10 protein-coding genes and 1 pseudogene are annotated in these 16,127 nt (G+C 45.7%); 5 read left to right on the plus strand and 6 right to left on the minus strand.

Going from position 1 to position 16,127, the window contains the following annotated elements; all coding sequences use genetic code 11:
• Positions 1-442 precede the first annotated feature (442 nt).
• Together QZW82_RS20245 and QZW82_RS20250 are read right to left on the minus strand one after the other, a co-directional pair.
• The gene (locus tag QZW82_RS20245) at positions 443-1,192 is read right to left on the minus strand and encodes a pentapeptide repeat-containing protein (RefSeq protein ID WP_293151821.1); all 750 of its coding nucleotides are present in this window, start codon (positions 1,190-1,192) and stop codon (positions 443-445) included.
• 20 nt (positions 1,193-1,212) lie between these two features.
• Positions 1,213-1,857: a hypothetical protein gene (locus QZW82_RS20250; protein WP_293151824.1), complete on the minus strand. Its 645-nt coding sequence runs from the start codon at positions 1,855-1,857 to the stop codon at positions 1,213-1,215.
• A 391-nt stretch (positions 1,858-2,248) separates the two neighbouring features.
• Between QZW82_RS20250 and QZW82_RS20255 the strand changes: the two genes are divergently transcribed.
• Complete coding sequence (locus QZW82_RS20255; RefSeq protein ID WP_293151827.1) at positions 2,249-2,569, plus strand: WGxxGxxG family protein; 321 nt, start codon at positions 2,249-2,251, stop codon at positions 2,567-2,569.
• A 176-nt stretch (positions 2,570-2,745) separates the two neighbouring features.
• On the opposite strand, the pseudogene QZW82_RS20260 reads toward QZW82_RS20255, so the two are convergent.
• Positions 2,746-2,980, minus strand: a pseudogene (locus tag QZW82_RS20260) (helix-turn-helix domain-containing protein); the annotation flags it as partial.
• Between the two features lie 344 nt (positions 2,981-3,324).
• Here QZW82_RS20260 and QZW82_RS20265 point away from each other — a divergent pair.
• Complete coding sequence (locus tag QZW82_RS20265) at positions 3,325-4,080, plus strand: DUF561 domain-containing protein (protein WP_293151830.1); 756 nt, start codon at positions 3,325-3,327, stop codon at positions 4,078-4,080.
• On the opposite strand, the gene QZW82_RS20270 is transcribed toward QZW82_RS20265, so the two are convergent.
• Complete coding sequence (locus tag QZW82_RS20270) at positions 4,081-4,287, minus strand: hypothetical protein (protein ID WP_293151833.1); 207 nt, start codon at positions 4,285-4,287, stop codon at positions 4,081-4,083. It lies immediately after the preceding gene.
• The gene (locus QZW82_RS20275; protein WP_293151836.1) at positions 4,262-4,924 is read right to left on the minus strand and encodes a hypothetical protein; all 663 of its coding nucleotides are present in this window, start codon (positions 4,922-4,924) and stop codon (positions 4,262-4,264) included. The genes QZW82_RS20270 and QZW82_RS20275 overlap by 26 nt, the downstream gene beginning before the upstream one ends.
• Before the next feature lie 84 nt (positions 4,925-5,008).
• Between QZW82_RS20275 and QZW82_RS20280 the strand changes: the two genes are divergently transcribed.
• From QZW82_RS20280 to dprA, 3 genes are all read left to right on the plus strand, one after another.
• On the plus strand, positions 5,009-5,656 hold the full coding sequence (locus QZW82_RS20280) for a DUF2301 domain-containing membrane protein (RefSeq protein ID WP_293151839.1): 648 nt from the start codon (positions 5,009-5,011) through the stop codon (positions 5,654-5,656).
• Positions 5,657-5,920: 264 nt separating this feature from the next.
• The gene (locus tag QZW82_RS20285) at positions 5,921-6,574 is read left to right on the plus strand and encodes a YdcF family protein (protein ID WP_293151842.1); all 654 of its coding nucleotides are present in this window, start codon (positions 5,921-5,923) and stop codon (positions 6,572-6,574) included.
• 109 nt (positions 6,575-6,683) lie between these two features.
• Positions 6,684-7,835, plus strand: coding sequence for a DNA-processing protein DprA (dprA, locus tag QZW82_RS20290; protein ID WP_293151845.1), 1,152 nt, complete (start codon positions 6,684-6,686; stop codon positions 7,833-7,835).
• 404 nt (positions 7,836-8,239) lie between these two features.
• On the opposite strand, the gene QZW82_RS20295 is transcribed toward dprA, so the two are convergent.
• Positions 8,240-15,694: a DUF4347 domain-containing protein gene (locus QZW82_RS20295; RefSeq protein WP_293151848.1), complete on the minus strand. Its 7,455-nt coding sequence runs from the start codon at positions 15,692-15,694 to the stop codon at positions 8,240-8,242.
• Positions 15,695-16,127 lie beyond the last annotated feature (433 nt).

The raw sequence follows: 16,127 nt of genomic DNA on the forward strand, positions 1-16,127 counted from the left end.
GGTTTTTAGTAAGGACTTTAGTCCTGATTTACTCGAAATGAAAGAAAGGACTGAAGTCCTCACTACGAACCTTGATTACCGATGAGAAAATTGGTTTGTAGTAAGGACTTTAGTCCTGATTTACTCGAAATGAAAGAAAGGACTGAAGTCCTCACTACGAACCTTGATTACCGATGAGAAAATTGGTTTGTAGTAAGGACTTTAGTCCTGATTTACTCGAAATGAAAGAAAGGACTGAAGTCCTCACTACGAACCTTGATTACCGATGAGAAAATTGGTTTGTAGTAAGGACTTTAGTCCTGATTTACTCGAAATGAAAGAAAGGACTGAAGTCCTCACTACGAACCTTGATTACCGATGAGAAAATTGGTTTGTAGTAAGGACTTTAGTCCTGATTTACTCGAAGTCACAGAAAGGACTGAAGTCCTCACTACGAACTTACTTATGGTGAAACAATGCTGCCGTCAGGCATGATTGTTTCTTTCAAATGAGCGCCGTCGAGATTAGCTCCCGCCAAATTTGCTCCTCTGAGATTTGCCCCTGTCAAATTCGCCCCTCTCAAATCAGCTTTACCGAGGTTTGTCCAGCGGAAATCGGCAGCACTCAAGTCCGCAAAACAGAGATTTGCCCTAAAAAGATATGCTCCCGTGAAGTGAGCTTCCCCGAGGTTGGCTTTAGATAAATTGGCTGCGTAAAAATGTGCTTCAATCAATTCGGCTTGATTGAGATTGGCTTGACTCAGATTAGCATGATTGAGGTTCGCGCCGATCGCATTAACTCGAAACATTGCCGCCCCGATTAAATTCGCATCTCCTAAATCGGTTTGTTGGAGAATCGCACCACTGATGTCCGCCCCAATTAGATTAGCACCGCTCAAATCTGCCCCCCGGAGGTCTGCACCTCGGAGATTGGCTCCCGTTAAATTCGCTTTAACTAATTTAGTATCGAGGAGTTGTGCTCCAGCAAGATTTGCTAAACTGAGATTAGATTCAGCGAGGTTTGCTGTAATTAATTTAGCCTTAAACAAGTCTGTTTTAAAAAGGTTAGACCGCCAAAGATACGCACCTCTAAGATTTGCTTCGGCGAGGTTAGCTTCGCTCAGATCCGGTTCGAGGTTTGGGTTGAGATTTCTCCATTCAATCCAAGTAACTGCACCTTTTTTTAGCAGCGCTAAATGCTGTGTATTTGCCATAATTGCATCTCCTATAACCCCTATTCCTTGCGACCAAAAATTGCTGGATTTTCGCGACCAGATACGCTTTCCACCGCCGCAATTGCTGCCTGGGAACCTGCTATAATATCTCGTTCTGCTCCGCCGAGGTAAAGCCGTCCGAAACTACCGACAGCCTGAACCTCTAGGATGTTAATAGATGCACCTTTTTCTGCTTCATTGGCTGCCAGCGCTGCATAGGCGGCCGGTTCTACTTCTAAGACGTAAAGCGTTTGTCCCGCCAGCAACAACTGTCCGCGCCTGCTGCGGTTGATTAATTGCGTTTGGTGGGGGTCGATGTTGCGAATAATTTGACTGGAAATGACTCGCGGTTTGATACATTCTTCTCTACGGACTCCGATGAATTCTAGAATTGCTTTGCCGGCGGCCCTGGTTTCGCCCTGCTGGCCCGAGTGTACTTCCAGCAAGCCGTACAGGCGCTCGACTATCTGCACTCCAGGGCGCACCGAGGCTGATTTGAGGGCGACATCGGTAATTCGGTTAATTTCGATGCCAGGGGAGATTTCTATCCACAGCGACGCATCCCCCGGCAGTGGCAAGAATCCGGCGGCGACTGTGCCGATGTATGCTGCGTGCTGTGGCTGCAAGTTGTCTAGAAATACGTAGCTGCGTAGCTCTATTCCCAATTTGTTTTAATCTCCGTCGATCGAGCTTTTGTTGTCTGTGCAATATCTGAGTTTACCTTTTTTTGTCAACAGTACATTGTCTGTATGATTTTTGATGGTTGACGGTTGACGGTTGACGGTTGACGGTTGACGGTTGACGGTTGACGGTTGACGGTTGACTGTTTGAACAATACCGATGCGGCCGGAAACGATATGAGATTCGCCCCGCGAAGTGACGTTTTGGGCTTTGCGAGCTATGTTTAATTTCGTATGACCACTAAAAATTTGATATCAATCTGTAGTAATAGCTGGAGTTAATCAATCTTTACTGCTACAGGTGGATTTAACTTTGAAAGGCGATCGATATAGTGATGATAGTTAAAGATTTTTGCCAACAGAGAGCATTTGAATTATGAAACGTTCTGATTTATCCAAAGCAATCGGTGCAGGTATTATCGCTGCTGGTTTAGCCATTTTACCAGCTCATCTGCCGACTTCGGCTCAGACAAATACAGCTCCGGGTACTAACAGCAGAGACACAACTACTACTACCACTACTCCTCGCTCCGGTGTCTACAGTGCCCAGAACGATCGCGATTTTGATTGGGGATGGTTGGGATTGCTCGGCTTATCTGGCTTGTTGGGTTTGATGCCCAAAAAACGCGAAGAAAATGTCCGCTACACCACTACAACTGGCGATCGCGATCCAGCAGTTCGTACAGATTACCGCTAATCCTAGAGTATAACGGGCTGTGGGCCTGATGCAGGGACAGGATGTTTTAACCTGTCCGAATAGCGCCAACAATCATCAAAAAACCTCCATCTGTGAGGTTTTTTTATTAGATACGCTCGGCAATCAATTGGTTCGTAGTGAGGACTTTAGTCCTCGAACAAGAGATGACTAAAGTCCAATGGCACTGAAGAAACAGCGTTGAGAAAATCTAATTCCTCAGTTTTTTTCCATTCAGTTAACATTGAAGAAGTTTCAGCGTATCCTACCCGTTTTTGTTCTGCGTACCAAGCTTGGGTCCTTGCAGCTAAAGCACGGTTGTAGACTAAACGAGTACAACAAGAAAGTGCGTCGCAACAAACTTTCTTGTTCCGGCGTTGGGTAGAATCGATAGCTGAAGGCTTTTAGTGTCACACTTACAGTGTAACGCCTAAATTGTAAAATGTGCGTAAGTTCTCGTAACTTTTGTAAAGCCGTCGAGCGAAGGACGGGGTTTTAGACCCAAATTTCTGATAAAAAATACAGTCCTGGACGCATAACCGACGTATGTAAGGAGCTTAGGCTGCACCTTATCGCTAAGCCCAAGTGCATTTAAATTGTATAGTCAAATTTAACAAAACTCTTGTGGGGTGGGCCAGAAAGCCCGCTCAAAAAATAGAATTTAGATGCGGAACAGCTTATTAAGAATTAAAAATCAAAATTTGTTCTAATCCATGTCAAAATGAGTCTAACAAATTTTTTGAGTTGGAAGACTAACGATGAGTGTAACTCCTAAATTGCAGCGCGCATTTGAGCAAGGCCGCGCCCTGAAAATTATCAGCGGTTTAAATAATTTTGATGCAGCCAACGTTGCGGCTGTCGTCAAAGCAGCGGATCTCGGCGGTGCAACCTTTGTCGATATTGCTTGCGATCGCGATTTGGTATTGATGGCAAAACAGTTGACAAATTTGCCAATTTGTGTATCGGCTGTGGAGCCAGAAAAGTTTGTGGCTGCGGTAGAAGCAGGCGCTGATTTGATTGAAATTGGCAACTTTGATGCTTTCTACGCTGTAGGGCGCCGTTTTGAAGCTTCTGAAGTTTTGGAGTTGACTCGCCAAACGCGATCGCTATTTCCGAACATCACTCTTTCTGTAACAGTTCCCCACATTCTGACACTGGACAAACAAGTACAGTTAGCAACAGAATTGGTCAAAGCAGGCGCTAGCATCATCCAAACCGAAGGCGGCACCAGCGCCCAGCCAATTCACGCCGGAACTTTGGGATTGATTGAAAAAGCAGCGCCTACTTTGGCCGCAGCCTTTGAAATTTCCCGCGCCGTACAAGTCCCCGTACTCTGCGCTTCGGGCATCTCCAGCGTCACTGCACCGCTGGCTATTGGCGCCGGCGCTGCGGGTGTTGGCGTCGGTTCTGCTGTAAGCCAACTTAACAGCGAAGTGGCGATGATTGCTGCTGTTCGCAGTTTAGTTGAAGCTTTGGCAAAAGTCGAGCGATCGCACTTTGCTGCTTCAATCTAATTAAGAAGGAAGAGTTGACAGTTGACAGTTGACAGTTGACAGTTGACAGTTTTCAGAGGGAAGAGGGAAGAAGGAAGAGTTGACAGTTGACAGTTGACAGTTGACAGTTTTCAGAGGGAAGAGGGAAGAGGGGAGAAGGAAGATTTTTCCCCCTCTCCCAATCTCCCAATCTCCCTCTTCCTTAATAATTAATCCACCACACGGCATAATCATGTAATAAATGATTGTTTGGGGGGATATCATCAACTGATTCTAACTCTGCTAAACGCAACATAAACTTTTTGCGATCGCCAACGCGCTGAACTTCCACAAATATGCCGTCTTCCTGAATAGAAAAATCTTCCAACCGATGAATTGTGAATTTATCAGTATAAGAAGGTTGAGTTTTTTTGAGCCTTGCATATTCTTTTTTAGTGCCAAAACCCATAATATACTCTTCTTCCCATTCAAACTCTTCTATGCCAGTAACATGGCACGGAACTTGAAAATTTTGCTTGAGGTAGTCTAAATATTTGATTGTATTTTTAAGATCGGCATTGATTTTTTTGTTTCCCAGGATTCTTCTAATCTTACTTTCAAATTGACTGCCATTAAATGGGTTGTTTTCATCGAGATCGGCGAAGATTTCTGGCTTGAAGGTGCCTCCTAATTCTGGTAATTCGGCAAGCAAGCGCTGCAAGTCGTTTAGCGGTTTCGGTCTTCTACCTGCTACAATGGTTTCATCAAGCTGAACTAAAGGAAGTTCGGATTCTGAAGGAAGGGATTTGCTTTGATTTGGGCGATCGTCAACTTGAGACTTGTTAACTTTAGGCTGGTTAACTTTAGGTTTGTTAAATTTGGGCATCGCTCGGTCTCGCTGTATCGGTTTATCAATAAAGTATATCTTGGTAGAAGTACATTCGTGTCTGATAAATAGGAGGAAGCTGTGATGCAATTATTAAAATCGCCTGATGAATCGGCAGTCTATCAAGGGCAATTCGGCGAGTTTACGATTACCGAAAGCGATCGCGCGGGAGTGCTGATCTACCGCGCGGGATTGGGGGTGGCGGCGCTGTGTTTGGCGGTGGGTGCTACTCTGGTGTTGCAACAGGGCGACAACGCAATGGCAATTCAAGCTGTAACGCCTGTTTTTGCGTGTTTCTGGATAGCTTTAGGCGTTAGTTTGGCAACTATTCACATTTACATGATAGCGCTGCATCGCACGTTAAAGGTGTTTTGGGCGATCGGCGGCGCGGCAGCACTGTTTGTCGCTTTACAAAGTAGCGAACCTTTGGCTTTGGCGGTGTACGAACATCCAGCGACTTTGTGGGGAATTGGCTTTACTTTTGCTGCCTTAAATGGCATCTTTTTTAAAGAAGCTTTCTGCTTTAACCGCCTAGAAACTAAGTTTTTGACTCCGGGAGTTCCACTATTACTTTTAGGACATATTTTTGGCTTCTTGACACCGGAAAATGAACAGTTGCTGCTGGGACTTTGGGCGATATTGTTCATCATTTTTGCTGTCCGCAAGTTTTTTCAACCTATCCCCCAGGATATCGGCGATAAGAGCGTTTTTGAGTATCTCAAACACAAATAATTTGGGAATGGGGAATAGGCATAGGGAATAGGGCATAGGGAATAGGCAAAACCGGCCAAGAGCAAAACCGGCAAAACCGGGCATAGGGCAATTTTATAAATTTCTCACAGTCTCACTATTTCCCTCTTCCTAAAACCATTGGTATTGTTGCTTCTTCTTTCTTCTTCCTGATAACTGACATCCGTTACATCTGTTACATCCGTTACATCCGTTACATCCGCTACAGAATCCGTTGCCGAACTTCCTTCTTCCTTCTGCTATAAAATGAAAATTCGTCTGATCCGCCGCCGAGAAATGTGGGCAATTACCTGGGAAGGTTGGGTAATTGCGATCGCAGGTTTAATCATTACAATGGTCTTAATTCTCACAAATATTCATCCATTTTTGGCGGTAAATGCGCCGATTAAAGCAGATATACTGGTTGTGGAAGGCTGGTTGCCGGATTATGCAGTCGAAAGTGCGATCGCAGAATTCAACAAAGGCGGATACCGGAAATTGGTGACAACCGGGCTTCCGGTAAGTAAGGGCCACTATCTCGCCCAATATAAAAATTATGCTGAACTGACCGCCGCGACTTGTATTGCGCTAGGATTTGATAAGAACAAAGTGGTAGCTGTACCCGCACCGAGTGTTGTGAAACACCGCACTGCTGCTTCTGCGATCGCACTTCGAGATTGGCTAGCTACTTCTGCCCTAAAAGTGGACTCAATCAATCTTTATTCTATTGGCACTCATGCCCGCCGTAGTTGGATGATTTTTCAAGAAGTGTTGAATCCTGAGATTAAAGTCGGGATTATAGCTGCGGAATCGCAAGATTATAACTCACAAGAATGGTGGAAATCGAGCGCAGGTTTCCGGACTGTGACTGGGGAAATCATTGCTTATATTTATGCCAGTTTTGTCGGTTGGAAAGCTTAGGTACGTTGTTGGGCTTCAGCCCTCTTTAGACTTATAGACAAAGAGGGCTAAAGCCCAACAACGTACCTTAAATGATAAAATTATTCTCAGATAAATTGAGGGCAAGTCGTTGCTAGAAGAACGCGCTTACTGGTTAGCATGGTCACAGATTAATGGTATCGGGCCGATTTTGTTGCAAAGATTGCACCAACATTTTAAGACTTTGGCAGAAGCTTGGATGGCGAAACCAGTTGATTTAATGCGAGTAGAAGGGTTTGGCAAGCAGGTAATTGATACCACTGTACAAGAACGATCTAAACTCAATCCTGAAGAATTTATTGAGAAACATCTTATTAACAATCCCTGTTTTTGGACACCCGCAGATCCGGATTATCCCAGCTTGTTATTAGAAATTCCCAGCCCGCCGCCAGTGGTGTATTATCGCGGTTTAGTCGATCGCAAAGAGAATCAAGGAATTACCCCGACGGTGGCAATTGTTGGGACTCGCAGTCCTTCGGAATACGGCCGCCGCTGGACTCGTAAAATTAGTGTGGCTTTGGCTAAAAATGGTTTTACTGTTGTTTCGGGATTTGCCGCAGGTATTGATACGGAGGCTCATACAAGCTGTTTGGAGGCGGGAGGCCGGACTTTGGCTGTTTTTGGTACTGGGGTTGATATCGTTTATCCTAAGCCAAATGAGCGGTTGTGCGATCGCCTGTTACAGCAGGGACTGGCAATCAGCGAATATCCGGCGGGGACTCAACCGAATAAAACTAATTTTCCGCGCCGAAATCGGATAATTGCTGGCTTGAGTCGCGCTACTATTGTGATTGAAGCTCCGCAGAAGTCGGGGGCGTTAATTACTGCTTATCAAGCTAATGAGTTTTGTCGGGATGTGTATGTTTTGACGGGAAGGTTGGATGATGAGCGATCGTTTGGATGTTTGGAGTTGCTGAGTAAAGGTGCTCATCCGATTCTCCCGAATAGCGATCGACTTTTAAGTGAAGACAGGTTGTTGGAAATGCTCGGAGCTATGCCAAAATTGGATAGCGCGCAGCAGTTGTCCTTGTTTCCGACAAATCCAGCCCCTGAAAAACAAGAGCCGCTATTGGATGGGGAGTTGGCTGTAGTGTTAAAAGCTCTGGGTTCCGGGCCGAATTCTCTTGATACAATTGTGGAGGCTGCTGGATTGGAAGCGGGGACGGTTTCTGGTATTCTTTTGCAGTTGGAATTGTTGGGATTAGTTTCGCAATTGCCGGGTATGCGATATCAGCGCTGTTGATTTGAGATGTTAGAAAAATCGGCGGTTGAAGAGGTATGTTGTTGGGCTTCAGCCCTCTTTCCTGATATTAGCAAAGAGCGCTGAAGCGCAACTACGTACCTTTCCGGAGCGCTGAAGCGCAACTACGTACCTTTCCGGAGCGCTGAAGCGCAACTACGTACCTTTCCGGAGCGCTGAAGCGCAACTACGTACCTTTCCGGAGCGCTGAAGCGCAACTACGTACCTTTCCGGAGCGCTGAAGCGCAACTACGTACCTTTCCGGAGCGCTGAAGCGCAACTACGTACCTTTCCGGAGCGCTGAAGCGCAACTACGTACCTTTCCGGAGCGCTGAAGCGCAACTACGTACCTAATTTGTCTGACGACAAACTAAGGAGATTTAGGGGCGATCGATCGCAAATCGCTCTCAAATCAATCCGAAACTCCCTGCGGTAATACTCCCAGCAGAAACTCCACTGATAGAAGCCAAAATCTCTCCAGTTTGGGCAAACCGAATTAATGTTACACCGCTATCTTGGGCGATCGCCAATTGTGAAGAAGTCAGCCCGTTACCCAATACTAAGAAGTCTTTACCAAATTCAAAATCGGTAATAGTATCAGTCCCAGAATTGGTGGAAAGCAGGAATTTATCGACTCCGTTTCCTCCCGTCAAAGTATCATTTCCCAAACCGCCATTGAGTAAATCATCGCCCTTACCTCCGTACAGACTATCATTACCATCGCCGCCATTCAAATTATCAGCACCCCGGCCAGCAAACAAGGCATCATCACCGCCCGAACCGAGCAAAGTATCGAAGCCTTTGCCGCCGAAAATAGTGTCATTTCCGGCAGCGCCGTCGAGAGAATCGTTGCCCCTCATGCCCATCAATACATCATTGCTGCTGGTGCCTGTGAGGATGTCATCGCCATTCGTACCGTTGATCGGATTCCCCGAATTGCTGCCCAAATCCGCATCGCCAGTGACAACAGGAGTCGCAATTCCAGCAGGCAATGTTACTGCTTGAATTTTGCTATCCAAAGCAGCACCAGTATTGTCAGTAACTAACTGGGAAACTGGCTTGCTTCCAGCACCAACTGCTTTGAAGTCTTGAGTGGTTGCGCCCAAAGATACTTGTTGGACGCGGGCCACGGCTTGGGGAATTGATGTTGCTGTTGGGTTGGAGACAGCGGTATCAATGCGCTGATTGGCAGTTGCCATTACTGTCGCAGCTTGCGAGGTAATAGAGGTGACTTTTTGAATGTTGAAACTGGGGTCAATCTGCTGGATTTTAGCAGCGGATTGCAGAATTATTGGTTCTAAGGCGGCTGGATTGCTGAGGTTTAAGATAGCATTGCCTTGAATTTTATCGCCCATTGAACTGACAACAGCTTTGACAAGATCCTTAGTAGCTGCACTGGAAGCACCGTCAATCAAAGCGACTGTTTGAGTGATGACGTTTTGGACTTTCACCATTGCTGCGAAAACTTGGACTCCGCCCGATAAACCCTGAGTTGTGGCAGCAATAGGGTCTAACCTCGTCAGCTCCAATTCATCAGGTAGTCCCAGGGCTGCTTTGACTAAAGATTCGGCTGATTTGGGTGCAATTCCTTTATCGATCAAGTCGGCAACTAAGCTGGTTAAGAGAGTGACAACAGTAGCATCTGGTGGTGCAGTAAGTGGTGTTTCCAGCGGTAATCCGGTGGCGGTGTCTGTGCCTCCAGTAGCAACTAGATTGCCTTCTTCGGGGTCAATTTCTCCGTTTTTGTTTTTGTCGAAAATGTCGAAGGGAACGTCTAGATTAAATTCACCTTTGGTGTTGGTAATTGTGGAGGGTTCATTGGTATCCTTGATGCCATTTTTGTTGGCATCTAAAAAGATAGTAGCTCCCGCGATATAACCGTCAATTGCGATACCAGAAATACCAGCACGATATATGTGGAAGAAGTCGGTGGCAGTGGCACCACCATTGTCTGTTGCTGTCACCTGAATTGGCAAATAGAATAATGATGGGACATTCCCAGCATTCAAATTCACGCTAAAGGTGAGTGTATTTGGATCGAACTTAAGCCAATCCGGCGGAATGAAATTGCCAGTATTCGGGTTGACACTAAGCCAATCGAGAGAGTTTGGTACGAAGGGGCCGAAGCCGGGTTTTGGTTCTGGAATTATTGAGTAGGAATAAGTGAGGCTGTCACCTGGATCGTCGTCAATAAAAGTATTGGCAGCAAGACTCAAACGGTAGTCGCTGCGGAAAATCCCGCGATTCTGATTGAGGATGGGATTGTTAACCCTTGGCGGTCGGTTGGTGGCTGTATTGCCGACTGTAAAACTGCCTTCTGTGGCGAAAGGCGAACCAGCCCAAGCATTATCAATTGCCTGTACGCTCCAGTAATATGTTCCAGGAGATAAGTCTTTGAGTTGCCATTGGGTGTTTTGACTAACATTCCCCAACCCCACCAGTTGACGAGTTCCATCTTTCAAAGACATCGGGGAAAGAACCTCTGTGCCCCCTTGCTTAGTGCCAACTCGCAAGTTGTAGCTCAAACCATCAGCAGGAGTTTGAGCATCAGTCGCTTTATTCCAGTTGAAGGTAACTTCTCGACCAGAAGTCTTAGTAGATAGCCCTGTGGGTGCAGTGGGTCGAGTGTTCGTATTAGGTGTATTGCTGCGGTAGATTTTGTTATTGGCGAAGAAGTCGAGTTTGCCGTCATTATCGTAGTCTCCCCAAGCAGCATCAGGCCAATAATTCTCAAAGTATCGAGCCGGAGGCTGTTGTAAACCGCTGTATGTGCTGTCAAAGCTATCGCTGTCAATACTGCTTGTGTTGTGGAAAACTTTGGTTATATAATGTGTTTCACCCTGCACTGCATCTTCTTCATAACGATGATTTCTGCCTGTGAGCAGAATATCAAGTTTACCGTCATTATCATAGTCTCCCCAGCTCGCTTGACCATAACGTAAACCTGGTATCTGTACGCCACTGTCACTAAAAAAGCCATTGGAGCCACTAGAACCATCCCTAGGAAGGTCGTTACGGTAGACTTTGACAATCGGTTTTCCTGAAGTGTCCTCACTTGTTACCAGAATATCCAGTTTGCCGTCGTTGTTGTAGTCTCCCCAAGCAATTGAAGAGAAAAAATCTCTTGTAGTTTCGTTTGTAGTGGCGTTGTTGATGGGAGATCTCAAACCGGGCATTTCTAAGCCCATGTCACTGAAAGTGCCATCGCCCAAGTTGCGGTATAGTTTGACGCTTGTGAAGCCGTTGGAATTCGGCACATTAAGCAGAACATCAAGTTTACCGTCGTTGTCATAGTCGCCCCAAGCAGCCATACCTCTACTGGATGGTAGTCCAGCGCTTCTATTCAGCGTAAATCGGGGAAATTGGTTTTGACCGTTGAAGTTTTCGATAAAGTTGCCATAAAGCTTGCTATTACTACCCTCCACTGAGGCAGAGAAGCCTGTTTCCAAGATATCGAGACGACCATCATTGTTATAATCTACCGAAGTTATGTAGGAAAATGGCGAAACACCAGGCAGAATCATTTTTAAGTCAAAGTCATTGTCTTCGAGTCTATTCTGCGTGTATATTCGTGTACTGGTATCCAAAAAATTTTCGTTGTTTCGGTAACGCACCGAAGCATCTAGCAGCCCATCATTGTTGTAATCTGCCCATGATGAGACACCAGCTCCTGCCAAGTATCGAAAATTGGCGAATTCAAAGCCGTTATCTATGTTTTTGTGGGAGATGGAGTTTCCGAGGACATCCAGTTTGCCGTCATTGTTGTAGTCTCCCCAGATAGCTGGCACACCAGGACCTATCCGAAAGTTCGTGTCCGTGAAAAGTGGAGCATCCAAAATTTGCACGGTGGTAGAACTTTGAGTGCCAATATTCGCATTATCGGCACGATCGATCCGAAACGCGATTTCTTCTGTTTCCTCAACTAAATTGTCCGATAAGATATTAATTGTGAAACTTTTGGTATCTTCACCTGGGTTAAAGGTAAGTTGACCAGAGTAATTGACAAATTCCCAATCTTTGTCCACAGTAGCTGAGCCACCGGTAACAGGTTGTATGTAAACCGTGGAAAGTTTGTCTAAATTTCCAGTGCGAGTGAGAGTAATTTGTCTCTGAAAGACTCCTGGAGGAATTTCAGTTAATGTGTAAGTAGGTTGGGAAAAACTTATCGTGGGATCGTTAGGACTAGCAATCTGATCGTTAGAACTCGGTATTCCGGGCCTCCTAAATATGTTTGGCCTTGGTATCGGTGTCGGTGTCGGAGTGACGGATGTTGTCGGTGTCGGAGTCGGAGTAACTGATGTTGTCGGTGTCGGAGTCGGAGTAACTGATGTTGTCGGCGTTGGAGTCGGAGTAACCGATGTTGTCGGCGTTGGAGTCGGAGTAACCGATGTCGTCGGTGTCGGAGTCGGAGTAACCGATGTCGTCGGTGTCGGAGTTGGAGTAACCGATGTCGTCGGTGTCGGAGTTGGCTCTGGTGTTGGTGTCGGAGTTGGTTCTGGTGTTGGTGTTGGTGTCGGCGCTACATCGTTATCAGCGATCGCCACAACCACCCCAGCAACCACAATCCCGTTATACTTAGCATCGCTGCTCGTCACATTGTGAGTAATATTCCCGCTGTGTGCACCTTCGACGATCGCATCATCAACAGCTATCACCGTAACCGGTTGAGCGATATTCCAAGTGTTGGGAGTGAAAGTTATAGGCGCGATCGCATCAATCTGATTACCTGTTGTAAGAGTGATGGTGACAGGTGCGATCGGCTGCGATTTCAGCACCGCACTGTACGTACCATTTGCACCGCCTTCTGTAGCAGTTGTTTCAGCAACACTAATAGAAACACCAGCCGAATCATTGTCCTTATTGCTAATACCAACATCCGCTACATCTTTGTTGCTGTAATTCGGATCTGTACTAACAGCAGCAGCCGTAATAACTTTGTATTCAATATCGCCATCAGCAATACTGTCATCAACCCCAGTTACTGTCACCGATTGCACTATATTCCAGTTGTCAGGACTGAAAGTTACGCTGTTAGCAGAAAGTGTTCCCTCTGCTGTATTGGAACTGTTCAAATTGACAACCACGATAGCTGTAGGTTTAGTATTCAGAGCAAACTGAAAGTTAGCCTTGCTACCATCTTCGCCGGTAGTTAATCCAGCCGTAGGACTCACCGTAATTCCTGGAGTTTCATTGTCACTGTTGGTGACTGTGACATCATCAGGATTGAGATTGTTGTAATTAAGATCAGTGCTGACAGCAGCCGCCGTGATAATTTTGTAAACTACATTCCCATCAGCTACCAAATCGTCAACACCAGTCACCGTAATTGTTTGCTGTTGACTGTAGTTAGCCGGAGTGAAAGTTACGCTATTAGTTGAAACTGTTCCTTCGGCAACATTGGAACTGTTTAGGGCGAAAGAAACGTCAGCAGTTGGTTGTGAATTGAGTTTGACTGTGAAACTAGCTTTACCGCCGAGTTCAGTCGTTGATATTGCATTTGGACTAACCGTAAAGCCGGCAGTGTCATCATTTTTGATGGTAGCCGTAGCGGTAGCCGTCGCAATAGTCGGTGCGCCACCCGGTGAAACTGAATTTGATAAAGTAATGGTAACTGTTTCATCCGGTTCGATTTCGGCATCTCCCAACACATCCAAACTAATAGTTTTAGAGGTTTCGCCCGCAGCAAAACTGATTTTGCCAGTGGTAGCCGTTGCGCCAGAAGTGCCGCCGATGTTGTTGTAATCAGTGCCGTTGGTAGCAGTACCGGCGATCGTATAATCTACGGTACTCCCAAGTTCTGTGCTGCCGCTGCGAGTAATCGTAAATGCGGCCGGAGTTTTCCCGGAATTGCCTTCGATAACGCTGGGATTGTTGGCTGCAATAGTATAAGAACTATTCCTGTCCAATATTGCCACTTTTACTTGATTGCTGGAACCGCTACCCGAACCAGTAACGGCAGTGCCACCTGTAATTTTGCCAAAATTGAGAACTATTTGTTCGGTGTCAACGATATTGTCAGCTTTAATCGTGATTGCAATATTCTGGGTGAGAGTAGTAGTGTTAGCAGGAAAAGTTAGGGATGTAGTTGAAAGAGTGTAATCTGCACCTTGAGTAGCATTGCTACTTGGATCGATGACAATTGGTACAACTACATCGCCGAAAGAACTGCTGTTGCTGATAGTGACGGGGACATTAATTACAGTGTCGGTAGCGCCTTCATTTATGTTATAAGTGTTGCCTATTTTGGGCGTGACAAAAGATACCGTACTTGGTGTATTTAGCAGGATTGAAACGTTGTTGTCTGAGAAGTTGGTTGCAGCAATGTCCGGCCTGCTATCTCCATCAATATCCTTCACCATAACGGAAGAGGGATAAGAATTAGAAGAACCTACCGGAAAGTCGATGGGAGTGCTAAATTCACCATTGCCTTTTCCCAACAGAACAGACACGGCTTTAGCTGTACCGTTAGTCACGGCCAAATCTGACTTGCCGTCACCGTCGATATCTCCGGCAGCCAGGAAAGTTGTATCCACTGCTAAACTGGGAGCAGTGGTAAAAGTTCCAGGGGTTTTTTGTAACAGAATTGAGACGTTTTTAGAGGTAAGATTAGCTACAGCCAAGTCGTCTGTATTGTCCGCGTCAAACTTCCCTACTGCGATCGAATACGGCCCTGTTCCCACTGGAATAGTTGGGCCATTAGTAAAGACTCCACTATTGTTTGCCAACAGAATTGAAACTGTGTTAGCGGTGCGACTTGCCACAGCTAAGTCGTCTTGTTTTCCGTCGCCATCAAAATCGCCCACGGCGATGGAAGTGGGTTGTATTCCTACCAAAGAATTGACTGGTACACTAAAAGTCCCGTCAAGATTCTGCAATAGAATTGAGACAGCGCTATTAGTATTGGGGACACCCGTGGCGCGAGTAGTCGCTACAGCTAAGTCTGTCAAGCCATCGCCGTTAAAATCCGTAGCAGCAATGTAATTAGCCCGACTCGTTGGGTTCAAAGATATATTAGTGCTTGAAGCTAAGCCACCCAAAAACAGTGTGAGAGAACCGTTGCCGTTATCGACAACTAAGCCGTCTCTGTTACTTCCGAAAAATTTGCCGATCGCGAGGGCATTTCCTCCCTGGGCCAAGTTAGTAGCCGGATTGAAGCCTCCTGTGGCATTCCCTAATAAAATAGAGGTGCCAGAAGTGCCACCTCCGGCAGCGTTGCTATTGGCAACAGCTAAGTCTTTGATGCCGTTGCCGTCAAAATCTCCTACATCAACTAAGACGGGATTTGTGCCGACGGGAAAGTTGGTAGCTGGCTTGAAACTATTCAAAACGTACTCGTAATTAGCCAATACTTCGGGTGCAAATACTAGCGCTGTTTCTATTTTCCCGGTTCTGATTTCTAGTTCCCAGTCCCCACCCTTTGCTACACTTCCCGTCAGGTTTTGGGAAGCTGCAACACTAGCCCCGGTTAACTCACTCAAGCGTTTGACAAATGCTAAACCTGTCTCGCCTGCTGCTACTTCGCACCCGTACAAGAGGATATTAGGTGGATTTTTGGGGATAGAGGTTAGTGGCGAAAACCACTGCTGTAGAAAATGCCGATCGCACTCTAGATCGTCTAAACTCAAACTACCATTACCCACTTGCAGGCTACCCGGAGCACCGTGAGAAACGATGTGAATGCTGTCAATATTGGTACGAAGAGCTAAGATTTGAGTAATTTGTGCGATCGCATCCTTCTGCCCATCCAAAACGACTACTTCCGTACCCGGTGTTACTCCGGCTACTAAACTTTGATAATCTGGTACTTTTGTATCGATAAAGGCGATCGACTTTACTGAAACTGGAACATTTAAATTCGACATAATACACCTATTTGGGGTAAAAAAGACAACAATTCCCCTGTTTCGCAACTTGCGTGCGAAACTGTCTATCAATTTTGATTTACACAGACACGGGATTTCTGCGTAAAAATTTGGTTATTTCCGATCTGTTGTAGCTAACATAACAGTTTTTTTAGCAGAGCTATATAAAGTTTTCTTTAAAAAGAGCTGGTAAATTAAAGTACTGATAAAGAGCGAGAAAATACTTAAGTACAATTACTGCGATGAATGCGAGATGCACATAACACAAATATTTTTGAAATGTAAGTGCTTTTGTATTGAGATTTAAGTGTGGTAATTAATACATAAATTAGGTAAGTAAGGTGATGTGCGATCGCAAAAATTGGAAACCTAGATTAGCGGCGATCGCCCGGACGTGATGTAATATCATGTCCAGTCGATGAATATCGCAAAA

The sequence above is a fragment of the Microcoleus sp. bin48.metabat.b7b8b9.023 genome, from assembly GCF_013299185.1.
Taxonomy (GTDB): domain Bacteria; phylum Cyanobacteriota; class Cyanobacteriia; order Cyanobacteriales; family Microcoleaceae; genus Microcoleus.

Coding starts and splice junctions, on each gene's coding strand:
- QZW82_RS20245 (WP_293151821.1), bottom strand. CDS start 1,192: ATGGCAAATACACAGCATTTAGCGCTGCTAAAAAAAGGTGCAGTTACT.
- QZW82_RS20255 (WP_293151827.1), top strand. CDS start 2,249: ATGAAACGTTCTGATTTATCCAAAGCAATCGGTGCAGGTATTATCGCT.
- QZW82_RS20265 (WP_293151830.1), top strand. CDS start 3,325: ATGAGTGTAACTCCTAAATTGCAGCGCGCATTTGAGCAAGGCCGCGCC.
- QZW82_RS20270 (WP_293151833.1), bottom strand. CDS start 4,287: ATGCCGTGTGGTGGATTAATTATTAAGGAAGAGGGAGATTGGGAGATT.
- QZW82_RS20275 (WP_293151836.1), bottom strand. CDS start 4,924: ATGCCCAAATTTAACAAACCTAAAGTTAACCAGCCTAAAGTTAACAAG.
- QZW82_RS20280 (WP_293151839.1), top strand. CDS start 5,009: ATGCAATTATTAAAATCGCCTGATGAATCGGCAGTCTATCAAGGGCAA.
- QZW82_RS20285 (WP_293151842.1), top strand. CDS start 5,921: ATGAAAATTCGTCTGATCCGCCGCCGAGAAATGTGGGCAATTACCTGG.
- QZW82_RS20295 (WP_293151848.1), bottom strand. CDS start 15,694: ATGTCGAATTTAAATGTTCCAGTTTCAGTAAAGTCGATCGCCTTTATC.